Source organism: Streptomyces sp. NBC_00358, from assembly GCF_036099295.1.
Classification (GTDB): domain Bacteria; phylum Actinomycetota; class Actinomycetes; order Streptomycetales; family Streptomycetaceae; genus Streptomyces.
Genome location: NZ_CP107976.1, coordinates 260,712 through 283,751, shown reverse-complemented (window position 1 = coordinate 283,751; position 23,040 = coordinate 260,712). Strand labels below are relative to the sequence as shown.

Below are 23,040 nucleotides of genomic sequence, written 5' to 3'. Positions count from 1 at the left end.
CCTGCTACTCCGGCGGCGCCCCGTTCGGCGAGCGCTGCGCGCGCAGAGGGGCGTCGTCGCAGCACCAGAGGGTCCAGCCTTGACTGCTGAGCAGCGGATCGTCGAGATCACGCAGAACCTCGCGCTTCAGGTCGAGTGTCCGCCTGGTCTCTTTGCTCTGCTGCGTCTCTTTCCTTGGCTCCATGACGTTGTGTCCTCCCGCTCGGGCCCCGAAGCGTTGCACGCTGAAAGGCGATCGGCTGGGCTTCTAGGCGAGGGTGACCTCCCGCACGAGCTTCGCTCCAAGAACGTCGCGGAGGCCGCCACTGCCTGTACCTTGCTCACCGCCGGTACGGTGCTCACCGTCGCTCAGCTCGGCCTCGATCACGGCGAGCTTTTGCCCGAACCCGTCCAGGGAAGCCATGTCCGGCACTTCCACTGCGAGCAGTACGCTCCAGTCGTCCGGGCTTGCGGGCGGCCCCATCAAAATCCGATAGCGGGTTATCAGGCCCGTCCGCTGCGCTTCGTCCATCACGGGCTTCCAGGTCTGGCGCAACACATCCAGGTATTTTCTCGTCGCGCCCGGCTTGACCTGAATCAGCTGGAGGGACCACACCGATCCTTCGGTGAATGGAAGCTCCGGGGTGCCCTTCTCGGTCATGGCGTCCTCGTCTCTCGGCCACACGATGGGCCGTACGACAAATCGGATCGCCCGTCCATTGTCGCGTCCCGTTTCGAGGGCCGCAAACGCAGCGGTCCTATTCCAACCCGCGCATTGGCCATTGCAGTTGAGCCGACGGGACGGTGAAACCCCTTGCGGCCGGGTCGCGCCCGCAGCGATCGTCGTAGCCCTGCGTGCAGGATGCACGGATCGGGCTCAACGGCGAGTGGCGGGGACAGGTCCGGGCAGAGCAGCAGTCCGCCGGCGACCAGGCCGACGAGGCCGGCCCAGCGGGACATGCTGGCGGGCGGCCACGGTGACCAGTTGTGCGCCGGCTCCGTTCCCGGAGCATCGCCCCGCACGTGGCACGCGCCCTCTTCTTCGACGCTGCTCACGGGCTGATGGTCCGTCGACACCGGGAGCGGCAGGTGCTGCGAGGAGGTGAAGTCCGGAGGGCTGTCGATGTGGGACGAGCCGCGCCACTCGCGTACTTAAATGTGACTATTTATGGTGAATGAGAAGTTGATTTGCATTTCTTAAGAGGCAGTGTTCTGTGGCGATTTGGCCATGTCCGAGGGTCAGGATCAGTGCGTGCCCGGCCGGATGGTCCGGGCAGTGCCGGGGCGTCAGCTCCGGTTCGTACGGAAAGGTCTGAACATGATCAACGGATTGAAGAGGGCCGCGGCCCTGGGGGCGGCGACGGTGGCCCTGGCCGCGGGCGGGGTCGTCGGTGCGGTCGGTACCGCGTCGGCCGCCCCGCAGGACCACCGGCCGTCGGTGGCGTCGCACCACTGCGTGAAGGTGGCAGGCCACTGGGCACGGCAGTGGCGCCCGGCGTTCCGGGACCGGCACCACCGCTGGCACCCCGGCCAGTGGATCCGCGTCTGGCTCCCCGCCCATCACGAGTGCCACCACTCACACCGTGGCTGACGCCGGCATCCGCCCGTAACAGCGGCTGCGATTCAAACCCGAACCGGCCCCGACGCGCCCCTTCGAAGGCGCGCCGGGGCCGGTTCGTCAGGTCGCACCCGCGCTTCGCGAATCGCGTGGTGCCGGGGCGCTGTCATGCACGGCGGCCCGGCACCGGGGCGGTGACGCGCGGTGCGAACCGGACTGCTTACCTGACGTCGACGAAGTCGCCGGGGGCCGTCGCGGCGGCGGTGGTGGAGGTGCCCGCGAAGACGTAGCGGTAGTAACCGTCGACCGTGGCCTTGGTGGTGGTCTTCAGGACGCCGGTGCTGTTGGTCGTGACCGTCTTGAGGGTGGTGTAGGTGCTGCTGCCCTTCTTGCGGAACTGCAGTTTCGCGGGCTGGGACACGTAGCCGGCGAAACTGCCGGTCGACCAGTTCGCGCGGGCGAGCTTGCCCGTGACCGTGATGGTCTTGTCCTTCTTGACCGGCTCGGGCGTGGCATTCGCGGTCAGCGTGGAGGACTTCTTGACCGAGACGGTGGCGACGTCGTCGTTGTAGCCGGCGTTCGCGTACAGGTCCCAGGCGCCCAGGAACAGCTTCCAGGTCCCTGCCACGCCGTTGTCCTTCATGTCGGTGGCGGGGTGGATGTTGAAGACGGCCTTGCAGGTGTAGACGCCCTGGGTCGCCGACTCCGTGCAGTTGGGGTCGTCGTCCGTCCCCAGGCCGCCGGTGATGCCGTCCGTGGTCGAGCTGTCGGTGCCCTGCCACAGGAAGGCCTCGGTGAGGGCGACGCCGCTCTGGTTGGTGGCGGTGTACGTGACGGTGACGGACTTCGTGCCGGTGGTGCCGAGGACGATGTCCTTGCCGCCGTTGATGACCGCGTTCGAGAACTTGGTGTTGCCCAACGAGTCCTTCGGACGAACGGTCTTCGAGGTGAAGGAGCTGAGCTTCGTCGACGCACCCGGACGCTCCGCCGCCTGGGCGGCTATCGGAAGAGCGAGCGCGGACAGAACGACGCCACCGGAAGCTACGGCGGCCGCAACGCGTAGACGCATGAATCCCCCATGAGAACCTTGATAGGCGGGCCGAAGTTCCCCTCGGGCCAAGCCTGTTGACCTGTGCATCATATGAACTCGGTTCGGAAACAGTGAAGATTTTCTGTGCCCGCTCCCCTCGGCTGACGCACACACGCCGATTCCGGCTCCACACTGCCTACCGACGGCTGCCGCCCGGCCCGACACCTTCCGGACCGCTCGGGCGGGCGAAACGCCTGTCCAACCGGCGATGCTTCCGCGGGCGTTCAGGGAGACGCGGCGCGCCGGGGTCGCGGCCCGCAGCGCGGCGGCCGGTGGCAGTTCCGCCCGGACCAGGTACCGCGGTTCGCGGTGGACGCCGGCGCCGTGGGCGTCGCCGCCGAGGAAGGGTACGGGCACGGAGGCGTCGCTGCCGAGGCCGTCGCACTGCTGCCCATCGCCGCGCCGGCCGGCGGCTGGTACACGGTGGAGTCCACAAGGTGAGCGAGTCCGATCCCCCGCGTGACGTGGACGACCGCCGCGGTCAAGCCGTCCGGCCCGGCAGCGTGGAGGCGTCGTGTGCCGGTGGACAGCCCAGTCGGCCGCGGGTGGCGACCAACAGGACGAGGGCGGCGACGGTGGCGCTGAGCAGGAAGGCGTGGGTGGCGTCTTCGCGGGACAGTGTGGGGAACATGGCGGACCAGGCGAGGGACATGTAGTTGTTGACGCCGCAGTGCAGCAGCATGGCCATCGGCAGGCTCTCGCCGGTGCGGTTGAACACCCATGTCATGACGAAGCTGAAGGCGATCGCGGTGACGATGAACTCCAGCGGCGTGGTCCAGGACACGTGCGGCCAGTTGCCCCACTGGGTCAGGAACAGCGGGAGGTGCCAGGCGCCCCACAGCGGACCGACGACGAGGGTGCCGAACAGCGGGCCGTAGCGGCGCTGCAGGCGGGGCATGGCGAACTCGCGCCAGCCGGGCTCCTCGGCGAGGCCGGTGGTGACCATCTGCACGAGCAGGCCGGGCAGGAACGCGGCCAGCATGACGACGGGCGGCATCGCGGGACCGCGGCCGGACAACGCGACCGAGGTGAGGGTCAGCGCGGCGGGCACCGAGAAGAGAACCACGACGTACCAGCGCCAGCCGACCTTGAACTTGGTCATCCGGCCGCGCCAGGCCCGTAGTCCGCGGCGTCCTTCGGTCGCGCCGGTCACCAGGAGTGCCGACAGGATCGGGCCGAGGTAGGCGCCGGGCAGGACGCCGAAGAGCTGGCTGCCGGGGCCGCCTCCGGGAAAGGTGAAGTGCCAGACGCCCAGGCCGTTCTCGGACAGGACGTACGGCGTCCATGCGGTCCAACTCAGCAGGTATGCCAGCGAGAAGAACCAGGTCAGGGGGCGGCGGCGGATGCTGCCCCGCAGGCCGGTGCCGTCCTCGCGGCCCGTGTCGGCCGGTCGCGTTTCGATACTGACGGGGTCTTGGATGCTGCTCACCGTGGTGTCCCTTCGGAAGCGGTCGGAAGCGGTCGGAGCTGTGTCGGAAGCCGGCTGAGGTGACGTGTTCAGCACACCAGTCACGCGTCCGCGGATCATTGCCGTGAGCGCCCCGAGTGGCGGTACAGCAGGCTGTACCGCCGTCGATCGGAGCCGTGGTCGCCGCCGGGCCGAGGGCGGCGTCCTGATGGGTCATCGCCGGGGGCGGGCGGCCCGCCGTACTCGCCTGAGCGCGGTGGCGTCAGGCCGCAGGGGCACCCCCGACAGGGCCGGACGTATCGCCGGACGAGCGGTCCCGCCTCGTCGTGGACGCGAGCCGGGTCACTGGGCGCGGACGGCGTCGGCGGGTGGCGTGCGCAGCGCCTGGCGGGTGGGGAGTTCGATGGTGAGGAATGCCGTGACGGTGACGGTGAGCGCGAGGGCGGGCAGCAGCCAGGCGGGGCCCGCGGGCCAGGGGCGGCCGAGGAAGCCCTGGCCCAGGAGGGCGAGGGGCACGGCGGACAGCAGCAGGGCCGTGGTGAGCGCGGTGGCGGCGGTCACCGCTGCCTCGCGCCGCATCATCGCGCGGATCTGACGAGGTGTGGTGCCGATGAGGCGGAGCGCCCCCAGTTCGACCCGGCGCTGGGCGGTGGCGGCGACGAGTTTGTTGGCGATGCTCAGCAGGAGGTAGACGAGCAGGACCACGATGACGGCCAGGTTGATCCACACCTCGGGCGGGGCGTCCCTCAGACCGTCGCCGGACGGGGGATTCGTGTCCTCCAGTGCCAGACCCGGGTGGGACGCGGCGAGGGCTGTCAGTGCCTGGCGGGCGGTCGCGGTGCCGTCCGTGCGGACGAGGATGCTCTGGTCGAGCCCCGTCGTGGTGTGTCCGGCCGCCAGGTCGTGGGAGAGCACCACGGTGCCGAAGCCGAGAGCACGGCCGTAGACCGCGACGACCTCGGCGTCGACCCGCGCGCCGTCCCCGAGGACGAGGCTCACCCGATGGCCCACTTCCGCGGCGCGCGAGCGGGCGACATCGCTGCTCACGGCGATCGTGGCGCCGGTGAGACGGTCCAGGCTCCCCGCCCGTACATCGAGGTCGAGGACGTCCGACGCGTCCGGGGTGAGGATCGTCGCGGAGCCGGAATCGGTCTCCGTGTCGCCGAACATCTTGTACGGCCACACCACCGTGGTCGTGCTCACCGGGGCCGCCGCCCGTACGCCGGTCGTGTCCCGTACGGCGGAGAGCGTGCCGTCGGGCAGTCCGCCCAGGCCCGGCGCGCCGAGGCGCTGCTGGGCGAGGGTGCCGACGCGGGTCTCGTCCGCCGTGGCGGCCAGCACGGTGGTCTGGGTGAGGGTGTACGTCAGGACGAACACGACCGCCATGGCCAAGGAGCTGACGATTCCCGCGTTGCGCAGGGCGTACGCGCGGACGTTGGCCATCGCCAGCCAGGTCGGCGCGGAGACGCCGGAGCGGGTGCGCCGGGCCGCCGCGTTCCCGATGCCCCGGACGAGAGCCGGGCCGGCCAGGGCCAGGCCGATCGCGCCGAGAATGCCCGCGATGGAGGTGGCTGTCGCGCCGATGGCGGTACGGGAGAAGAGGGGTGTGGCCGACATGGTGGTCGCGGCGACGATGACGAGGAGGCCGATGCGCGTCCGGGTCCGCGACGGATCGCGCGGCTCGCTGCGCGACTCGGCGACGGCCTCGGTGGCCGGCATGCGGGAGGTGCGCCAGGCCGAGCCCCGTGCCGAGACCTGTACGACCAGGGCCATGAGGACGATCGTCGCGAGGGCGGGCAACGGGCTGAGGGTCAGCGGGAGTTCGGAGGGAACGACCCCGCGGTCCGCCAGCAGCCCGCGGAACTGCCCGGCCAGCAGGTAGCCGAGCGCCACACCGGGGACGAGGGCCATGGCCGCGACGACGGTGGACTGGGCGGCGGCAAGTCGCCGGATCTGCTTCGGAGTCGCGCCGACGGCCCGCATCAGCGCCAGGTCGCGACGCTGCCCGGCGATCGACACGGCCAGCGCGCTCGCCATGACGAACCCGGTGATCAGCAGGATGATGCCGGCGAGCGAACCGGCGAGGAGGACCAGGAGGGAGCGGCTCGCGCCCGCGCCGGGCGACACGAGGTCCCCGCGACTCGCACCGGTGACCGCCTCCAGCCCCGTGAACCCCGTGCCCTTCAGCTTCGTACGGACTTCGTCGGCGACCCGCTCCTCGGAACCGGGTGCGGTGCGCAGACCGATGAGGTCGACGGTCCCGGCGCGCGAGTCGCCGTTCCGCCCATCTCTCCCGGACAGTCGTACGGCCGTCCTGTCGGCGAAGAAGACGCCGGCGCCCGGCGCGTCGACGACCGCCGAGACGCTATAACGGGCGGCGGGCCGGGCGCCCGCGACGGCCTCGATCGAGTCGCCCACCTTCACTCCCGCCGCGGCGGCGGTGGCGCTGTCCACGGCGATCTCGCCGGAACCGGACGGCCCGCTGCCGTGGACCTGAGCACCGTCCAGCAGCCTCACCGAGGACCAGCCGTGCCCCGATGCCCGGGGATCCCCGGCCGGTACGACCCGTCCATGGGCGTCGACGAGGGCGGCGGGGAAGCCGATGTCGCCGACCGCATCGGTGACACCCGGCAACTCGGCCAGTTTCCGCACCAGTTCAGCCGGGACCGTACGACGTTCCGGGAGCGCGATCGGCAGGTCGCCGCTCGGGTGGAACTCCTGGTCGGCCGCGACGACGACGCCCGCGCCGCCGAGACGGCCGACGGGCAGATGGGAACGCAGACCGGACTCGGCCAGTACGCCGGTACCGGTGATCAGGGCCGCGCCGCCGAGAACCGCGCAGGCCACGGCGATCAGCGCGGTGATCCGGTGTCCGACCATCCGCAGGGCGAGACGGAACATGACTCAGCCCCCCGCCAACGCGACGAGACGGCGGGCCAGTTCAGGGGCGGTCGGCGCTTCGAGGGCCTCGACCACCCGGCCGTCGGCCATCACCAGCACCTGGTGTGCCCGGGCCGCGGCGGCCGGATCATGGGTGACCATCACCACCGTCTGGTGCAGGTCGTCGACGAGGTCGCGCAGCAGGTCGAGGACCTCGTGGGCGCTGCGCAGGTCCAGCGCGCCGGTCGGCTCGTCGGCGAACACGACGGCCGGCCTGGCCACCAACGCCCGTACGACGGCGGCCCGTTGCTGCTGGCCACCGGAGAGTTCGGCCGGGCGGTGGGTGAGCCGGTCGGCAAGACCGACCCGCTCCACCAGAGCCCGCAGCCAGTCGTGGTCAGGCGTACGGCCCGCCAGCCGCAGCGGCAGCAGGATGTTGTCCGCGATGCTGAGGGAGGGGATCAGGTTGTACGCCTGGAACACGAAACCGACGCGTTCCCGGCGCAGTTCGGTACGGCGGTTCTCGTTCAGGCCCCCGATCTCGTGGCCGTCGATGCGGACACTGCCCGACGTCGGGGAGTCCAGCCCCGCGGCGCAGTGCATCAGCGTGCTCTTGCCGGAGCCCGAGGGGCCCATCACCGCGAGGAACGTGCCGCGTGCCACGGTCAGCGACACCTCGTCGAGGGCGCGTACGCCTCCCGCGTACTCCTTGACGACCCGGTCCAGGGCGATGACCGGCGTCGACGCGTCGTGTGCGGTCGCCGCCGGGCGACGGGTCCGGGCGAAGGCGGCGTTCATCGACGACCCCGCAGGTGGCGCACGGCGAGGGTGCCCGCGCCAAGGACGGTGACCGCACCACAGGCCAGGTGCACCCGGATGTCCGCCTCGGCGTAGGTGGCCACCGTGTTGGCGACCACGCCGGCCACGACCAGGATCCAGAGCAGCGTACGGACCACCTCCCCGCCGGTGACGGCGGGCGGCGACGCTCCGCGCGTGCCGTCGGCGGGAGTGGTGAGGCGGTAGGGGTCGGTGGTCGCCATGGGGCTTCTCCCGTGGTGCTGAGCGATGGGTCCGGGGGTTCCGGCTGACATCACCGAAGCTACGGATCGACACCCCTCCCGGCCGATCCCGCAGCCCGCCCGGTTCGAGGTACAGCAGGCTGTACCTCCACCCCGCCGCTGACGGCGAACTCGTGGACGTCATAGGGTCGTTCGCGAAGCGGGTGCACGGTCGAGAGACACGGCGGAAGGGAGGGAGAACGGATGGCGGTCCAGCAGGACGCGACAGCCGGTGACGGGCGGGTGGGCCTCAGGGACACCGTCGTAGGGACCACGAGAGCGGCCGGCGCCGCGATCGCACAACTCGCCTCCGGGCTCGGTACGGCCTTCCTCGCGCTGCTCGTGCTGCTCTGGCTGGCGGTCACCGCCGTGACGAGCCTGGTCGGGGTGGGACTGCTCATGGCCCCCGCGGTCCTGAGCGCGCTGCACGCCCTGGCCGGCCGGGAACGCGGCCGGCTCCGCCGCCGGGGCATCGAGGTCATCACCCCGGAACCTCCGCCGACACGGCTGCGGCTCGCCCTCGTCGACCCCACCACCCGACGCGAACTGCGCTGGCTGGCCCGGCACGCCACCCTGGGGTTCCTCCTGGGGCTCCTCGGTGTCGTCCTGCCGGTCATCGCCGCGCGCGACAGTCTCTTTCCGCTGTACTGGAAGCTCTTTCCCAAGGACGCGACCGCCACGTCCGTGGGGCTCGGCCACGCACACTCCTGGCCACAGGCGCTCGCCGTGGTCATGCTGGGCGTGGGCTGGATCGCCATCATCCTGGGGCTCGGCCCCGGCATGGCCCGTTCCCAGGCCCGGCCCGGACGCCTGCTCCTCGCGGCCGGACCGGAAACGGATCTCTCGCGCCGTGTCGCCGAACTCACCGCCACCCGTGCCGCCGCCCTGGACGCCCACGCCACCGAGCTGCGCCGCATCGAGCGCTCCCTGCACGACGGCACCCAGAACCGGATCGTCTCCGTCACCGTCCTGCTCGGCGCCGCCCGCCGCATGGTCGCCCGCGACCCCGCGGGCGCCGACGAACTCCTCGAACGCGCCCAGTCCGCCGCCGAGCAGGCACTCGCGGAGCTGCGCACGGTCTCCCGGAGCATCCTGCCCCCGGTGCTGGACGACCGCGGGCTGGCCGGCGCGCTCTCGGGGCTCGCCGCGAACTGCGCGGTGCCCTGCCGGATCGACGTGGCGGTACCCGAACGGTGTGCCGCCTCCGTCGAGGCGACCGCCTACTTCATCGTGGCCGAGGCCCTGACCAACATCGCCAAACACAGCGGCGCCGCGAGCGCCACCGTCATCGCGCGCAGCCGCGGCGGGCGCCTCCACCTGTGCGTCGAGGACGACGGCCGGGGCGGCGCGGACGAGGACGGCGGCTCCGGACTCACCGGCATCCGCCGCCGGATCGCGGCGCACGACGGCGCCCTCTCCCTGGCCAGCCCGCCCGGCGGCCCGACAACCCTGAAGGTGGACCTTCCCTGTGGATCGTGACATGCGGATCGTGATCGCCGAGGACGACCCCTTGCTGCGCGAGGGCCTCGCTCTGCTGTTGCGCGCCGAGGGCCTCGACGTGGTGGCCACCGCGGGGACCCCCGACGAGGCGCTGGCCGCCATCGACGAACACAAGCCGGACGTCGCCATCCTCGACGTACGGATGCCGCCGACCCACACCGACGAGGGGATCGTCGCGGCGGTCGAGGCCCGGCGCCGACGGCCCGACCTGGCGGTCCTCGTGCTGTCCGCGTACGTCGAGCAGTCCTTCGCCACCGAGCTGCTCACCAGTGGTGTGAGCGGTCTCGGCTACCTGCTCAAGGAACGGGTCGGCCGGGTGGAGGAGTTCCTGGACGCGTTGCGGCGCGTGACGGACGGCGGTACCGCGATCGACCCCGAGGTCATCGCGCAGCTCTTCACCCGCTCCCACCAGGACACCCGCCTCGACCGGCTCAGTCCCCGCGAGCGGGACGTACTCGCCCTGATGGCCGAGGGGCTCGGCAACACCGCCGTCGCCGAACGGCTCGTCGTCACCGAGGGCGCCGTCCACAAACACATCCGCAGCATCTTCGCCAAACTCGACCTGTCGCCGACGGACCGGGTGGACCGGCGGGTCGCCGCGGTCCTGCGGTATCTGGAGGATCCACGGCGTCCGGCCTGAGCACATCGGGCTCCACCACGGACCGGCCCGACCAGCCGCCCCGAGGGGCTCGACCCAGTCCCAGTCGTCGTGTCGTGCACTCGCGCGGAGTCCCGGTACGCCTGGACAGCCCCACCGGTCCGACCTCCCGGAGCCATGTCCCGCCGACGGAGGCGAAGGAGCCCTGACCCGAGCCCTGACCCGAGCCCTGACCCGAGCCCTGACCCCGGCCGGGCCACGGGCGCCTCGGGGCGGGGGAGAGGCTTCCAGTCCGTCAGGAGCAGGCGTAGCTGAACGTCGCCTGCGCCTCGGTCGGCCCGGGCTGGTGCACGATCCGCAGACGGGCCGTTCCACGGAAGCTGCCGGGACCGCGGACCGTCCAGCGCAGGTGCATGGTGACTCTGCGCTCGCCCCGGCGGGCCGTGCGGACCAACTCGCCGGAGTCGTGACCGTCGCTGCGCAGCCAGTGGTAGGTCACCGGGCCGCCGCGGCCGTCGGTGGTCACGACGCCGACCAGATCGGCGGTCTGTCCGCAGTGCAACCGCCCGACGGGCGCCCGGACTTCGACGGCTGTGACCGTCGGGGCGGGGGAGGGGCGCAGCAGCAGCCACAGGAGGACGGCCGCGGCGGTCAGGAAGGCCGTCGTGGCGATCCAGGCCCGCCGTCTGCGACGGCGGGGGCGACGGTCGGGCGGTACGGGCGCGGTACGCCACTGGGCGCGCAGGACGTCCTGGTCCTCCAGGGGGATGCCGGGGCCGAAGCGCAGGAGGATCTCGCCGTCGTCTTGGCCTTCGCCGGTCGGGGGTGGCGTCGTTGCCTCGGCGGGTGCTGCTGCCAGGGGCCCGGCGGGTGCCGCTGTCGGGGGTCCGGCGGGGGTGCGGTTGCGTTTGCCGAGGAGGGTGGCCTGGTCGTCGGAGTCGGCGGTGGAGCGGGGCTGATGCGGCGTCGAGCGGGTGCGGCCGGGCAGAGTGAGCTGCTCGTCCTGCACGGTGTGCCTGGACCTGTCCTCTGCCGGAACGACGCTCCGGGCCCCGGGGCCCATGTCTTCGGCACTCGCGCCTCCGGCACCTGCGTCCCGGGCATCCGCGCCTTCGGGCTTTGCGCTCTTGGACCCCGTCCCCTCGGACCCCGCGGCTTCAAGGCCGACAACGTCGGAACCGGCGGCTCGGGGACCGGCGACGTCGAAACCGGCGACGTCGGAACCGGGGGCTTCGCTTCTCCCCTTCCAGGGACGTACGCGCTGGACGCCCGCCCCCGTCCCATCCGCCGCCGTCGCTGCCGCGGTGCCCCCCGAAGCCGCCGCGGCCACCGCCGCACGCAGTTCCGTACGCCGCAGAAAACCCTCCGGGAGCACCGCGCGCCCGGCGACCAGTGCCGCCCGGGCCGCCGCAAGCCCCTCGGAACCGGCGGCGGCGCGACAGCGCGCGAACACAGCGGCGGCGGGGGTGCCGGGAGCGACCCACGCCTCGCCTAGGGTGCGGGCCAGATCTGCCCAGGCCGCGACGTCCGCCGCACGGCGCGCGGAATCCGCCACGCCGCCCAGCGTGTCGCCCAGCACGGTGCCCAGCGCGGCCTCGGCGAGCAGGGCGACGCCGTCCGGGGCAAGGACGACGGTGTCCGCGTCCAGCGTCCCGTGGACGAGACCGGCCGCATGCAGGGCGAGCAGAGTCTGCGCGGTCTCGTTCAGGACACTGGCCGCGCTGCCCGCGTCGGGGCCCGCCCCGCCGGTCAGCAGGTCCGCAAGGGTGGGAGCCGGTGGCCGGGCGGTGATCAGCCACACCTCCCCGGTCTCCGCGACGAGGTCGAGCGTGCCGAGCACCCCGGGCAACCGGAGCCTGCCCACAGCGAGTACGGCCGCCGCGAGCCGCTCGCGCGTGCCCTGCGGCGCGAGCAGGGCACGGTCGATACGCAGAGCGCCGAGCACCGGCCCACCGGACTCGGCCGGGAGCAGCGCGTGCCAGGTGCCGTGGCGGGCGTCGCGCGACCAGCCCGACAGGGTCCGCCCGGCGACGGTGGTGGCTGTCGTCATCTCGATCCGTTCTCGTTCTCGCCCGGTACGGCGCTCAGCACGGCGGCGCGTCCAGGGTGGCCGTCTGCGGTCCGTTCGCGGCCGCCGGAGTGCTGGTGAGCGTGACCGTCCAGGTGCCCCGGCACGGGTGGTTGGCGAAGTCGGCCACGAAGGTCACGGGGTAGTGCGTGCTGCCGGACAGCTCCTGGGTCCGATGGCCGTAGGGATCGGCGGGCGTGTCCACGTAGTAGTCGGCCGTGACGGTCACGGGCCCGGTGCCCATCGTGTCGACGGTGACGGCGGCGACCAGCGTGCCGGGGGTCTGCCCCCGCTGCCAGGAGCCGATGCTGATCGTGACCGTGCCGGGTGCGGGAGCGGCCGGGCTCGCGGTCGTCGGCGTGGGCGACTTTGCCGACGGGGCGGCGCTCACCGTGGGGGCGGGGGAGAGCGCCGGGCTGCCCGACGGGGCGGTGGTCGGGGTGGTGTCGGCCGTGGGGGAGGCGCCGGTCGCGGACACGGACGGTGAAGAGGCCGTCAGAGTAGGCGAGTTGATGTCCGAGGGCACCGAACTGCCCACCGTCGTCGACGTGTCGTGCGGACGGGCCGCCACGGACGTCACCCCGCCCGCCAAGGACGCCAGCGCGGCCGCCCCGACGGCGGCCTTCCATCCGCTCCGCTTCACCCGGCCGAGCAGCGTCAGGGCCCGGGCCGGAGCTTCGAGGGTCGCCGTCGCGGTGAACGGAAACAACAGGGCGAGCAGCGCGGTGAGTTCGGCGAGCCGACGTCGTCCGCGCTCCTCCCAGCCGGCGCCGTACCCCTCGACGGCGGACCGCTCCAGATCGGCCAGGAAGACCTCGATGCCCGGCCGTTGGACCGGTTCCTTGGACAGCCCCCGGCGCAGCAGACCGCGTACGGGAGCGGGTACGCCCTCCAGCGGGACGGGCGCCCGCAGGTGCTGCAGACGCAGCGCGGCCACGTCGTCGCCGGTGAACGGGCGGCGCCCGGTCAGGCACTCGTGGAACACCGCCGCCGCGGCGTACACATCGCCGGCCGGTCCCGCCGGTTCGCCCTGCCACTGCTCGGGCGCCATGTAGGCGGGCGTGCCGACGGCCTCGGTCTCACGTCCCGTGCGTACGGCGATCCCGAAGTCGGCGAGCGTACTCGTCCCGTCGGCGCGGACCAGCACGTTCTCCGGTTTGTAGTCGCGGTGGACCACCCCGGCCGCGTGGGCGGCGCCGAGGCCCAGCAGCGAACCCTTGAGCAGGGCCAGGGCGGCCTCGGGGCCGGTCGCCCCGTGCCGGCGCAGCAGTTGGCGCAGGCTGACGCCGTCCACCGCCTCCATCACGATCGCGGCACCGCCGCGCGCCTCGACGTACTCGTACAGCCGCACCACGCACGGGTGCCGCAGCTCGCCCAGGAGTCGGGCCTCCGCGCGGAAGGAGGCGAGGAACTCCCGGTCGCCGCGCAGGCGTTCACCGAGGTACTTGACCGCCACCGGCACCCCGGTCGCGGTGTGCCGGGCCAGGACGACCCGCCCGCCGGCTCCCTCGCCGAGCGTGCGCACCTCTTCGTAACCGGACACGGCCCATGGGCCGTGTCGGCTGGTGTCCTCGCTCACGCCGTTCCCTCCACGGTCACGCTCATCGCCGGAGCCGGTGCCGTACCCCGGGCGTCACGTCGGCGCCGCACGCGGCGGGCCAGCCATCGCACCGGCGCGGACCACACCGGGAAGGCCACCATGGCGACCACGACGACCTCGACGATCGAGGTCCACGCCGGGGACAGCCACCCCTCCAGCAGGTCGCCGATACGGGAGCGCCAGGCCAGCAGGGCCAGGACGAGGAAGCCGTACGTGCCGACGACGACCGCGAGCCCGTACGCGGCCATGCCCGCCTGCCGCGGGCCGGGCCGGCTGCCCGCGCGCAGGTCCTGCCACAGGCCCGTGCGGAAGTACGCGCTCGCCTCCTCACGCAGCCGCGGCACCCGCAGCGCGTCGGTCAGGGCCTGGTAACCGTCCAGCGGCATCAGGGGGTTGAAGTTGTACAGCGTGTTCAGGTAAAGCCCGAACGCCAGGTGGAAGAGAACAGCCGAGGCCGCTCCTGCGGGCAGGAAGGCCGCACCGGCCGCACACCAGCCCGCCAGCGCCGCCGTCGACAGCGGCCCGGACAGCGCGACGACCACGCGCGACCAGCGGGTGCCGAACCACATGTCGCTGGTGTCCACGAACGCGAACGGCATACCCATCATGAGCAGGAACCCACCGCGCCGGACCTTGCGGCCGTACGACGCCACGGCCAGCGCGTGCGTCAACTCGTGGACGACCAGGGCGGACACGTAGCCGGCGGCCAGAAGCACCGGGCCCCACACACCCGCCCCGCCGAAGTCCAGCAGATGCTGCCGGTCCTGCGCGTCGAAGAAGGCGACCAGCCCGCCGGCCACCGACAGCCAGACCAGCGTCACGCCGGTCCGGGTGAACAGCCGCCAGCCGACCGTCTGGTAGAGGCGGGTGACGGCCCGGTCGAGGCCGGGGACGGAGATCTCCAGCTTCAGCAGCGCCCGGTACACGGCGTGCCCCGCGCGCCGCCAGCCCGTCCGCTCCGCCTCCTCGGGACGGCCGGGCAGGCCGCGCAGCAGTCCCGCGTCCGTGAACGCGGCGAGCGCCGCCTCGATGCGCGGGAGGGCGAGTTCGCCGTAGCGGTCGGCGTACGCGAACAGCAGGTCCCGTACGGTGTTCTCGCCGTCGACGGCGTTCCAGAGGAAGACCTCGCGCTCGTCCAGCTCCAAGTACCTGCCGGAGCGGGTGTTGTTCAGCACCCAGCGGGCCTCGCCGCGGTCGCTGGGCAACTCCTTGAGCGCCCAGCCGGAGCGGCGGCGCGGGCGCGCGGTGAGCGGGCCGTTCGCCTCCGGTGCCGCCTCCTCCTGCGTGACGGTGGGGAGTTGGGTGAACTCGGTGCCGACGACCTGGGTGCGCTGGCCGATGTGGGCCTCGCGGGGCTGTTCGAACACCAGGCGTACGTCGCCGACGGACAGCTCGGTGCCGTCGGCGAGGTGGGCGGCACCGCCGTGCAGGTCGACGCCCGCGACGGCCGTGCCGTTGAACGAGTCCAGGTCCTCGATACGGAAGCCCGACTCGGTCCGGACGATCCGGGCGTGGCGGCGCGACACGCTGGCGTCGGCCAGGACGACATCGCTGTCCGCGCCCCGGCCCAGCGTGGTGACCGGGCCGGTGAGCGGGACGAGCAGGGCTGGGTCGTCGAGGCCGCGCAGGTGCGGCGCGGCGTACGACGTCGGTGCCGTGCCGCGGCGCAGGGTGCCGCAGTGCAGGCAGTACGGGAAGTCGCGCCGCACGTGGACGCGGCAGGCGTGGCAGAGCATGCGCCGGCTCAGCCCGCGGAGCCGCTGAGCGACGTTCCGCCGGAGAAGCCGCCGTCGGTGTCGGGCGCGGAGGGCGAGAGGCGGGTGGAGATGCCGTCGAGGCCGGGGGTGCTCACACCGCCGCGTACGCGCTCGGCACCACCGAGGCTGCCCGCGCGGCCCCCGCCGCCGCCTTCGCCGCCTCCGCCGTCGCCCCCGCCGGGTTCCCCGCCGCCACCGGGCCGGCGCCCGGTGTTCTCCTGGTCGCCACCGCCACCGCCACCGCCACCGCCACCACCGCCACCACTGCCGTCACCGCCACCGGGTTCTCCACCGCCGCCACCGGGCCGCCGCCCGGTGTTCTCCTGGTCGCCCCCGCCACCTCCGCTGCCGCCTTCGCCGCCCCCGCCGGAATCCCCGCCACCGCCAGAATCCCCGCCGCCGTCGCCACCACCGGAACCCCCGTGACCGGAGCCACCGTCACCGGTTCCGCCGCCGCCTTCGCCGCCGCCGCTCCCGCCGCCGCCACTTCCGCCGCTCTCGCCGCCGCCTGGCCGACGTCCGGTGTTCTCCTGGTCGCCACCACCACTGCCGCCGCTGTCTCCGCCACCCTCGCCGCTGTCTCCGCCGCCGTCACCGCCGTCACCGCGGTCGTAGATGCCGCCGTGCCCGAAGTGGCCGGCGTCGCTGCCGCCCTCACCACCGAAACCACCCCCGTGACCCCCGCCGTCACTGAATCCGCCGTCGGTGCCGCCGCCCCCGAAGCCGTGACCAAAGCCGCCGCCGGTACCGCCGTCACCAAAGCCGCCCCCGAACCCGCCGTCACCGAGGCCACCGTCGGTACCGCCGCCGCCGAAGCCGCCGTCACCGAGGCCGCCGTCGGTACCGCCGCCGCCGCCGAAGCCGCCCCCGAACCCGCCGTCACCGAAGCCGCCACCGGCACCGCCAGTACCGAATCCGCCGAAGTCACCCATGCCGCCGTCGGAACCCCCGTCGACATGCCCCCCGAGCCCGCCGAGGCCTGTCCCGGCCTCGTTCTCGAACCCTCCGTGGTCACCGAACTCACCGAACTCACCGAACCCGTCGCCCACATCGACCGGCGACTCCTGGCCGAGCCCCCCGCCGAGCAGGCTCTGGGCGCCGGTGGCAGAGACGTCGAAGCCGCCGGAGCCCTCGTGGCCGGCGACGGAAAAGGACAGGTCGGGCGTGTGGTCGACGGAGGCCGAATCCCCCGACACATGGTCGGTGGGGACATCCGGAACGTCGTGGTGTGCCAACGCGTGTGCCGCGCTCCCGAAGAACAGGGACGACTTGGACAGGCGCGGGTCGAGCGATGCCGGTCCACCGGCGGCGCCGGACTCGACGCGCAGGGCGCGGAGTTCGCCGACCTGCGCGGGTGCCAGGCCCAGTCTTCGGGCCACCTCCTCGGTGTCACCGTCGAGTTCGGCCCTGAAGGCCGGGTCGACGGCAAGGCGGGTCATGGCATCGCGAAAGGCGTTGTCGGTCATGTCCTCGGGTCTCCGTGGGTGTGCGTACGCTGCTGATGATCCCGGCGGAGTTGAGGATCCCCCTGGCCGACGGCACCCGCCATTTCCGGCCATCCCCACCGATGCCTGCACGGACGGTTATATGGGGCGTGGCATGGCCTGCGCAAGGCTGGGGGCAGTGCACCCCGCCGAACATGTCTCTGGAAGGCGGCGGTCACTTCGGCCCGAGCACCGATCGAATACGGCCACCTGCGAAGCCGCCTGAGCCGCCCTGCTTCATGTCTCCACGCTGAACTCACCTGAACCAGAGCCCTGTTCTCGAACCCCGACGATCACACTGCCGGATGGAGGACAGTCAGTTACTGTGCCGACAGCGGTGACGGTTCCGGCATCTGGGCCCACGAGGCCACGGCACCCAGATGCAGCTCGCGTCGCCGCTGCGAACTGCCTCTAGGCATGGAGCGGCGCTGGCCAGGACATCGAACCTGCGTCTGCTCCTGCACCGACGCCCTCCGCGAGGGATTTGTCCGGTAGCTTGGATGCCAACCTAGGGAACGGTTCACCCTTCCCTGTGTCTGGCCCGCGAGGTCTCGTTGATGAGGCGCTTGGCAGCAGCAGCGGACGGTCCGGGCCGGTCGAGCTGACCAGCGATGGCCGACGCCTCCCCGGCAAGGGCTGCGGACCCTGCCAGGGCACCCCGGCTGTGCTGGACGACGGCAAGGTCCAGGCAGGTCAGCGCCACATACGGTCGTAGCCGAGGGCCTGGTCGCCGACCGTCCGACGGAGGCCGAGGAGTTGTTGCACGAAGCGCTGGACCGCAACCGGGACAGCTGAGATCAAGTCCTCTGGCTGCCCGGTCATCTCGCACCGCGTACTGAGGACGGCACAAGCGAGACGGCCGAGTTCGCGACCGACCGTACGGGAGAAGTAGGCCGTGGGCGTGCCGAGCGCTCCTGGGCTGACGGAACAGAGCAAGCCGGCCGATCGCCACCGGCCCGATCGAGGGCGCATGCAGGCACCTCACGGCGACCGCCTGGAGATCATCGGACCAAGGTGAGGAATCGACGGCGCCGAAGCCGTCCTCAACTCCGCGCGGTGAAAGACAACCAAGATCTCGACACCTGCTTCGCCTACCACCTCGCCCGCGAACACCACCGGCTCTACCCCACCCCAGACCAGCACAACTACCACCTCATGGCTTGATCAGGAACTCCCCTGAAAACGAATCGCACCCAACCTGGACCGGACCTCACGGAGGCTTTGATGCCGATCGCTTCGTTGCCGTACATCGATGAGCACGCGACGGTCATTGCGGCGGGGATCGACGACGTCTGGCGCAGTCTGGGCGAGACACTGGACCGATCCTTCTCGGGTCCTGTCATGGCCGGCTACGCGAGGTTGGTGGGATCCGCCGACCGCACAGCCTCTGGGCCACGACCCCTGGCCGAAGGCTCGACGTTGCCCGGGTTCCGGGTAGTCGCTGCGGTCCCGGGACGGGAGCTGGTCCTCGAGGGGCGCCATCGTTTCTCGTCCTACGCCCTGATCTTTCGCCTCGAAGATGTCAGTCCGTGTCGATCACGGCTGCGCGCCGAGAGTCGAGCCGCCTTTCCCGGCCTGGCCGGCGGCATCTACCGACGGCTGGTCATCGGGACGGGCGGGCACGTGGTTGGCATGCGGCGCCTCCTCTCAGCAATCCGCCGCCGATCCGAGTAGCGCGTACACGATCACAGTCCAGTCCCTGGAGACGCGCTGCACCCAAAGGCGATTGGGCTGCGCCGGCAGACTGAGGCGGACCATCAGGGGGCTACGTGGAGTCACTGAGCGCGAGTTGACCGACCCTTGGGAAGCTGTTCTGGTCGCTCCCGCCGGCGGCAGCGACATCGGCGTTCTGGTCCCGGCGGGTTCCAGTGGGCGCATCGAACGGGAGAGAGCGCACATCCTCGCCCAGCAGGGCATGACTGCTTTGTCGATCCGCTGGTTCGGCGGGTCGGGCCAGTCACCGGGAATCTGCGAGATCCCCTTGGAGACCTTCACCACCGTCGTCCACTTCCTCCAAACGAACGGGGCGGAACGCATCGGGGTCCTGGGCAGCTCCAAGGGTGCCGAGGCAGCTCTGCTCACGGCAGTGCACGATCCGCGCGTGGACGTCGTCATCGCGCTGTCGCCCACGTCTCGCGTCTGGTGCGATGTCGGACCAGGGCGCGACGGAGCGCAGCACCCCTATCGATCGTCCTGGACCTGGCGACAACAGGCCCTGCCTTTAATCCCGTTGGATGATTCCTGGACTCCCGCAGAGCCAGGCAGTGGGCCGGTAGCCATCCGCGGATGGTACGAACGCAGCGAGCTGGCGTTCGCTCTCCTGCTCCCTCCAGCGGAGATCGCCTTGGACCAGGACCGGGCCGATATCCTGCTGGTCGCAGGCGAAGACGATGCGATGTGGCCGTCCCTTCCCTTCGCCGAACAACTGGCACAACGCCGACGCTTGGATGGGGCCAGCGTGCGTCTGATCGCCCGCCACGATGGCAGCCACCGCCCGCGGCTTCCTGGCGAGAGTGCCGCGTTGGCATCCCCGCAATTCCTGTACGGAGGCACGGCCGAAGCCGACGCGGTCCTGGGAGTGGCTGCCTGGCCCCGCATCCTCAGCATGCTCCGCGGCGGGGACTGACCCCGTGTTGATCGCGTCCGAAGTTGAGGGACGGTCTCTCACTTCAGCCCGTTGTGCTTGTTCGCTTTGGTGCGGGCCAGGCGGTGGGGATCGGTGCCGGTCTCGATCAAGGCGGGGTTGAAGGTGAGCCGCTCCACGATCGTCGCGCAGAGCCGTGGATCCGTGAAGGTCGTGGTCCACCGTGCCGAGGTGCGACTTCTACCGCACTCGCCGGCGGCGCGAACTGCTGGGCAAGGACAAGGGCGCCGGACGCCGGTGAGTTATAGAGCCCACCAGCAATACAGCCGTTGTCCGGACGTCCGAGCGCGCTGAGCCAGTCCGGCCAGGGCTTCCAGGACGCCGGCCGTGAACTCGACGCTGATACCGATCTGCCGGAGCTCGTCGGTCTTCGACCACGGCTCGGCAAAGCGAACGAGGTCGTCCCGCGATGCCGAGGCGAGAGCGGCAGTCAAGGTGTCCGTCAGGCTGACCACGAAGGCCGCGCCTTCCTCCGGGGCGGACAGCAGTTGCCCGGACCGCGGACGTTCCCTGGCGTCCTCGTAGCTGCAGCCCGTCATGATGGCTTCGAGGCGGGCGATCGCCACGACCGGGTCGATGTCCTTGAAGAAGACCACGTCGAGGTCCGCCTGACCCGGCCCTCCCGGAGTCTGCAGGACAGCGACAGCAGCCTGATCGTCAGCTGCAGAGAAGTAATCGCAGAGTGGCATGCCGAGGATTCTGGCACCCCCGACTGACAGCGCTGCCGACACATCCAGGGCACTCGCTGACATCTGCAGGCTCTAGGCGCCCGCGCCGGGCCCTTGCGACGGCCAGTCGGGGGCGGGGTCCTCGGCGAGCAGCGGCCGGAGGGCGCCGAGTACCGCGCCGACGCAGACGTCGCGGAGCTGGGTGCGGGTACAGGTCGCCTGGGTGAGCCAGTCGACGCAGAGGACCTGGACGAAAACCAGCCAGCTCTTCAGGACGCCGGAGACGGCCTCGCGGGCGCCCTCGTCCGCGAGCGGGAGAACGGCCAGCAGCCGCGCACGGAGCGCGTCCAGCTCGTTCGTCATGATCGTCTGGATCACCGGGTCGCCTGCGAGGACCCGGTTCGCGGCGAGGACGGCGTTGCGGTTCGCCACGAAGTAGTCGAGATGGACGTCCATACCCTGGACGAGCTGCTCGACCAGGGAGTCGGCGGGGTCGAGCCGCGTCTCGGCAAGCAACTGGTCCGCCGCCTGCTGGTAGACGGCCGCGAAGAGGGCGTGCTTGCTGGGGAAGTGACGGTAGAGCAGGGCCCGCGAGACACCGGCCTCTTCGGCGACCTCCTCCATCAGCACGTCCGCGTAGGGGCGTGCGGCGAAGAGCCGTGCGCCGACGGCGAGGAGTTGGGTGCGGCGGCCGGCGGGAGTGAGTCGCTTTCGGGGAGGCACGCACGAAGTCTAGTTGACATCGGTCTACTAGTGCATCCAGTGTAGTAGACGCATGTCAACTAAGCTCCGCCAAGACGACTTGGAGGGATCATGGTCAGGGTTCTGCGCGTACTCACACAGTTGATGGGCTGGACCAGCGTGGCGATCGGCCTGCTCCACGTGGCACTCGGCAACGCGGCGATCCCCGGCGCCGGTTCCGCCGGCACGACAATCGACAGCTGGGGCCGGTTCATGGGCGCCAGCTTCGTCGGCTACGGCCTGGCCTGGCTCTGGGGCGCGCGGCAGCGTCCGATCCCGGCTCGGGCGGTGCGGTGGCTGGCCGGCGTTTTCCTGCTGGGCGGCACGGGCCGGCTGCTCTCGCTCGCCGTGCACGGCTGGCCGCAGTGGTTCCAGATTGCGCTGGCGGTGATCGAGCTCAGCCTGCCGCCGGTCTTCTTCTGGCTGGCCGACGCGGAGGAGCGGGCCCCGCACGGCGACGTCGAGTCCGTGCCCGCCGGGCTTTGAATTTCGGAGCGGACGATCCACGAACGCCTCCGGAAGGCGCCGGCGACGGGTCGTCCGTATCTGTGAGGCGGCTGTAAGCCTGGCCGGATAGCAGGTTCCTCGCCTTGCGAAGCCCGTGGAACAGTCACCACTTGCCATTCACCGTTCAACTCAACTTGCCGGGCTTCGTCCGGTGAGCGGACGCGACGCATGGAGGCCCGGATGTCAGCGCACCTAAGTCGATTGACTGTGCGTCACTCGGACGGTTCTGCCGTGCCCGCTGTACTGCTTGCGCTTCTGGCTGTCGCGGTGCTCGCGGCAGCAGGTTGCAGTGGGCCGGAGAACAGTCCGAGTGACGCGGAGGCGACGGAGTCGACTCGCGCTGTCGTCGGGTCGAACGCGGGTGGCCGCTGTCAACCCGTAGTGGAGCAGGGCCCTCTTCCCGCTTGGGCACGGAAGGGCCTTCCGGGAGGCGGATCCCAGCGCCACATGATCGGCGACAAGGGCGAGATCGCTGCCGTGCTCTTCGGCTACCCTTACCACGCGCCGGCCGCCAAGGGTCGCGAGAACAAGATCCTTTGGGTGGCGAAGGACTCCCAGGGCGCCGCCGGTATGCGGCCTGGTGACCGGTTGACCGTCAAGGCCAGCCTTGCCGGCACGCATGAAGTGGCTACTCGTTCGATTGCCGGAGGTCCTGGCCCTTCCCTCGTCGACATGCCCAAGCCGGGATGCTGGAAGTTCTCCCTCTCCTGGCCCGGACATTCGGATAGTCTTGACATCGAGTATCTCGCCGACTGAGTTTGCAGCCTGAACCGCCTTTGCCTGGCCGTAAAGTTGCTGCGGCGGGGTGGAGCTCACCATCGCCACCGGCGACCACGGGCGCTACTAGGCAATCCGGGACTGGCATGCCGCAGATTCAGACAGACGCGATCCGCAGGCTGCGTCGCCCGAAGACCTCGCCGGCCCCGGGCGGTGGATGTACGACACGGCAGTCCGTGATGACCAGGACTGGCGAGCCAACGATCTTACCTGCCTCTTTCGAGCGAGCCGAGTGCCCTCGGTGTGCCGGCACATTCGTCATCGCGGCGGAGTGCACAGCCGGGAACATCCCGACCGACGCGGCGATGCGTGACCGGTCGAGGTGCTCGGCGGGCGCGAACGACGTGTACTGCGCCCCGGCATCGCTGTGGTGTTTCAACTTGCCTTTCCGGTGCGGGTGTTGGTATCGGTTGCGCTGCAACAGGGCCATCTCCAGGGCGTCCAGGACGAGGCGTGTCTCCTTCGAGGTGGCCGCGGACCAGCCGACGACGCGGCGGGAGAAAGTGTCCACGACGTAGACGACGTAGACGACGCCGGCGAAGGTGGCGAAGGCGGCGACATGGGTGAAGTCGGCGACCCGGCACCGGTTCGGAGCCTGGGCAACGAAGTCGCGGTCCACAAGGTCGGCACGCGGTGCGGGTGGCGGGGGAGGACTGCACCGCGGGATCCGAGGCAAAGGCTGGCAAGCCCGACGGGTGAGCGGTCGCTGGTGCGGCAGTCGTC

The 23,040-nt window shown here is 71.4% G+C and carries 24 protein-coding genes; 9 read left to right on the top strand and 15 right to left on the bottom strand.

Annotated features, from left to right (window positions below):
- Positions 1-4 precede the first annotated feature (4 nt).
- Positions 5-184 carry a hypothetical protein gene (locus OHT01_RS01420; RefSeq protein ID WP_328551240.1) on the bottom strand — a complete coding sequence of 60 codons (180 nt, stop codon included), beginning with the start codon at positions 182-184 and terminating at the stop codon, positions 5-7.
- A gap of 63 nt (positions 185-247) precedes the next feature.
- A complete protein-coding gene (locus OHT01_RS01415) occupies positions 248-640 on the bottom strand; it encodes a hypothetical protein (protein ID WP_328551239.1) in 393 nt (130 codons plus the stop codon).
- A gap of 657 nt (positions 641-1,297) precedes the next feature.
- Between OHT01_RS01415 and OHT01_RS01410 the strand changes: the two genes are divergently transcribed.
- Positions 1,298-1,570 (top strand): hypothetical protein, encoded by a 273-nt coding sequence (locus OHT01_RS01410; protein ID WP_328551238.1) that lies wholly within the window; start codon positions 1,298-1,300, stop codon positions 1,568-1,570.
- A gap of 187 nt (positions 1,571-1,757) precedes the next feature.
- On the opposite strand, the gene OHT01_RS01405 is transcribed toward OHT01_RS01410, so the two are convergent.
- Positions 1,758-2,606 carry a hypothetical protein gene (locus tag OHT01_RS01405; RefSeq protein WP_328551237.1) on the bottom strand — a complete coding sequence of 283 codons (849 nt, stop codon included), beginning with the start codon at positions 2,604-2,606 and terminating at the stop codon, positions 1,758-1,760.
- Between the two features lie 330 nt (positions 2,607-2,936).
- Between OHT01_RS01405 and OHT01_RS01400 the strand changes: the two genes are divergently transcribed.
- Positions 2,937-3,068: a hypothetical protein gene (locus OHT01_RS01400; protein ID WP_328551236.1), complete on the top strand. Its 132-nt coding sequence runs from the start codon at positions 2,937-2,939 to the stop codon at positions 3,066-3,068.
- Between the two features lie 40 nt (positions 3,069-3,108).
- On the opposite strand, the gene OHT01_RS01395 is transcribed toward OHT01_RS01400, so the two are convergent.
- The 4 genes from OHT01_RS01395 to OHT01_RS01380 all read right to left on the bottom strand — a co-directional run bounded on the left by OHT01_RS01395 (position 3,109) and on the right by OHT01_RS01380 (position 7,955).
- A complete protein-coding gene (locus OHT01_RS01395) occupies positions 3,109-4,056 on the bottom strand; it encodes a CPBP family intramembrane glutamic endopeptidase (protein ID WP_328551235.1) in 948 nt (315 codons plus the stop codon).
- Between the two features lie 321 nt (positions 4,057-4,377).
- A complete protein-coding gene (locus OHT01_RS01390) occupies positions 4,378-6,936 on the bottom strand; it encodes an ABC transporter permease (protein WP_328551234.1) in 2,559 nt (852 codons plus the stop codon).
- 3 nt (positions 6,937-6,939) lie between these two features.
- The gene (locus OHT01_RS01385; protein ID WP_328551233.1) at positions 6,940-7,713 is read right to left on the bottom strand and encodes an ABC transporter ATP-binding protein; all 774 of its coding nucleotides are present in this window, start codon (positions 7,711-7,713) and stop codon (positions 6,940-6,942) included.
- Positions 7,710-7,955 carry a hypothetical protein gene (locus OHT01_RS01380; protein WP_328551232.1) on the bottom strand — a complete coding sequence of 82 codons (246 nt, stop codon included), beginning with the start codon at positions 7,953-7,955 and terminating at the stop codon, positions 7,710-7,712. Before OHT01_RS01380 ends, OHT01_RS01385 begins: the two co-directional genes overlap by 4 nt.
- A 222-nt stretch (positions 7,956-8,177) precedes the next feature.
- Between OHT01_RS01380 and OHT01_RS01375 the strand changes: the two genes are divergently transcribed.
- On the top strand, positions 8,178-9,452 hold the full coding sequence (locus OHT01_RS01375) for a sensor histidine kinase (RefSeq protein ID WP_328551231.1): 1,275 nt from the start codon (positions 8,178-8,180) through the stop codon (positions 9,450-9,452).
- Position 9,453: 1 nt separating this feature from the next.
- A complete protein-coding gene (locus tag OHT01_RS01370) occupies positions 9,454-10,113 on the top strand; it encodes a response regulator transcription factor (protein WP_328551230.1) in 660 nt (219 codons plus the stop codon).
- 253 nt (positions 10,114-10,366) lie between these two features.
- On the opposite strand, the gene OHT01_RS01365 is transcribed toward OHT01_RS01370, so the two are convergent.
- From OHT01_RS01365 to OHT01_RS01350, 4 genes are all read right to left on the bottom strand, one after another.
- Positions 10,367-12,121, bottom strand: coding sequence for a hypothetical protein (locus tag OHT01_RS01365; protein ID WP_328551229.1), 1,755 nt, complete (start codon positions 12,119-12,121; stop codon positions 10,367-10,369).
- A gap of 34 nt (positions 12,122-12,155) precedes the next feature.
- Complete coding sequence (locus OHT01_RS01360) at positions 12,156-13,718, bottom strand: protein kinase domain-containing protein (RefSeq protein ID WP_328551228.1); 1,563 nt, start codon at positions 13,716-13,718, stop codon at positions 12,156-12,158.
- On the bottom strand, positions 13,715-15,475 hold the full coding sequence (locus OHT01_RS01355; protein WP_328551227.1) for an FHA domain-containing protein: 1,761 nt from the start codon (positions 15,473-15,475) through the stop codon (positions 13,715-13,717). The genes OHT01_RS01360 and OHT01_RS01355 overlap by 4 nt, the downstream gene beginning before the upstream one ends.
- Positions 15,476-15,587: 112 nt before the next feature.
- A complete protein-coding gene (locus OHT01_RS01350) occupies positions 15,588-15,932 on the bottom strand; it encodes a hypothetical protein (protein ID WP_328551226.1) in 345 nt (114 codons plus the stop codon).
- On the opposite strand from OHT01_RS01350, the gene OHT01_RS01345 reads away from it, so the two are divergent.
- The 3 genes from OHT01_RS01345 (at position 15,919) to OHT01_RS01335 (ending at position 19,606) form a co-directional block, all read left to right on the top strand.
- Positions 15,919-16,998 (top strand): hypothetical protein, encoded by a 1,080-nt coding sequence (locus tag OHT01_RS01345; protein WP_328551225.1) that lies wholly within the window; start codon positions 15,919-15,921, stop codon positions 16,996-16,998. The genes OHT01_RS01350 and OHT01_RS01345 overlap by 14 nt on opposite strands.
- 1,206 nt (positions 16,999-18,204) lie before the next feature.
- Complete coding sequence (locus tag OHT01_RS01340; RefSeq protein ID WP_328551224.1) at positions 18,205-18,654, top strand: hypothetical protein; 450 nt, start codon at positions 18,205-18,207, stop codon at positions 18,652-18,654.
- A 115-nt stretch (positions 18,655-18,769) separates the two neighbouring features.
- The gene (locus tag OHT01_RS01335) at positions 18,770-19,606 is read left to right on the top strand and encodes an acyl-CoA thioester hydrolase/BAAT C-terminal domain-containing protein (protein WP_328551223.1); all 837 of its coding nucleotides are present in this window, start codon (positions 18,770-18,772) and stop codon (positions 19,604-19,606) included.
- Positions 19,607-19,644: 38 nt separating this feature from the next.
- On the opposite strand, the gene OHT01_RS01330 is transcribed toward OHT01_RS01335, so the two are convergent.
- The 3 genes from OHT01_RS01330 to OHT01_RS01320 all read right to left on the bottom strand — a co-directional run bounded on the left by OHT01_RS01330 (position 19,645) and on the right by OHT01_RS01320 (position 21,015).
- Positions 19,645-19,743: an ATPase gene (locus tag OHT01_RS01330; protein ID WP_328551222.1), complete on the bottom strand. Its 99-nt coding sequence runs from the start codon at positions 19,741-19,743 to the stop codon at positions 19,645-19,647.
- Positions 19,744-19,866: 123 nt separating this feature from the next.
- On the bottom strand, positions 19,867-20,313 hold the full coding sequence (locus tag OHT01_RS01325; protein WP_328551221.1) for a hypothetical protein: 447 nt from the start codon (positions 20,311-20,313) through the stop codon (positions 19,867-19,869).
- A gap of 72 nt (positions 20,314-20,385) precedes the next feature.
- Positions 20,386-21,015, bottom strand: a complete 630-nt coding sequence (locus OHT01_RS01320; RefSeq protein ID WP_328551220.1) for a TetR/AcrR family transcriptional regulator — start codon at positions 21,013-21,015, stop codon at positions 20,386-20,388.
- A 90-nt stretch (positions 21,016-21,105) separates the two neighbouring features.
- Between OHT01_RS01320 and OHT01_RS01315 the strand changes: the two genes are divergently transcribed.
- Together OHT01_RS01315 and OHT01_RS01310 are read left to right on the top strand one after the other, a co-directional pair.
- Positions 21,106-21,519, top strand: coding sequence for a DUF4345 domain-containing protein (locus OHT01_RS01315; RefSeq protein ID WP_328551219.1), 414 nt, complete (start codon positions 21,106-21,108; stop codon positions 21,517-21,519).
- A gap of 468 nt (positions 21,520-21,987) precedes the next feature.
- Positions 21,988-22,296 (top strand): hypothetical protein, encoded by a 309-nt coding sequence (locus OHT01_RS01310; protein ID WP_328551218.1) that lies wholly within the window; start codon positions 21,988-21,990, stop codon positions 22,294-22,296.
- A 118-nt stretch (positions 22,297-22,414) separates the two neighbouring features.
- Here OHT01_RS01310 and OHT01_RS01305 read toward each other — a convergent pair whose 3' ends face one another.
- Entirely contained in the window at positions 22,415-22,936 is a 522-nt protein-coding gene (locus OHT01_RS01305) for a DDE-type integrase/transposase/recombinase (RefSeq protein ID WP_328551217.1), read from the bottom strand.
- Positions 22,937-23,040 lie beyond the last annotated feature (104 nt).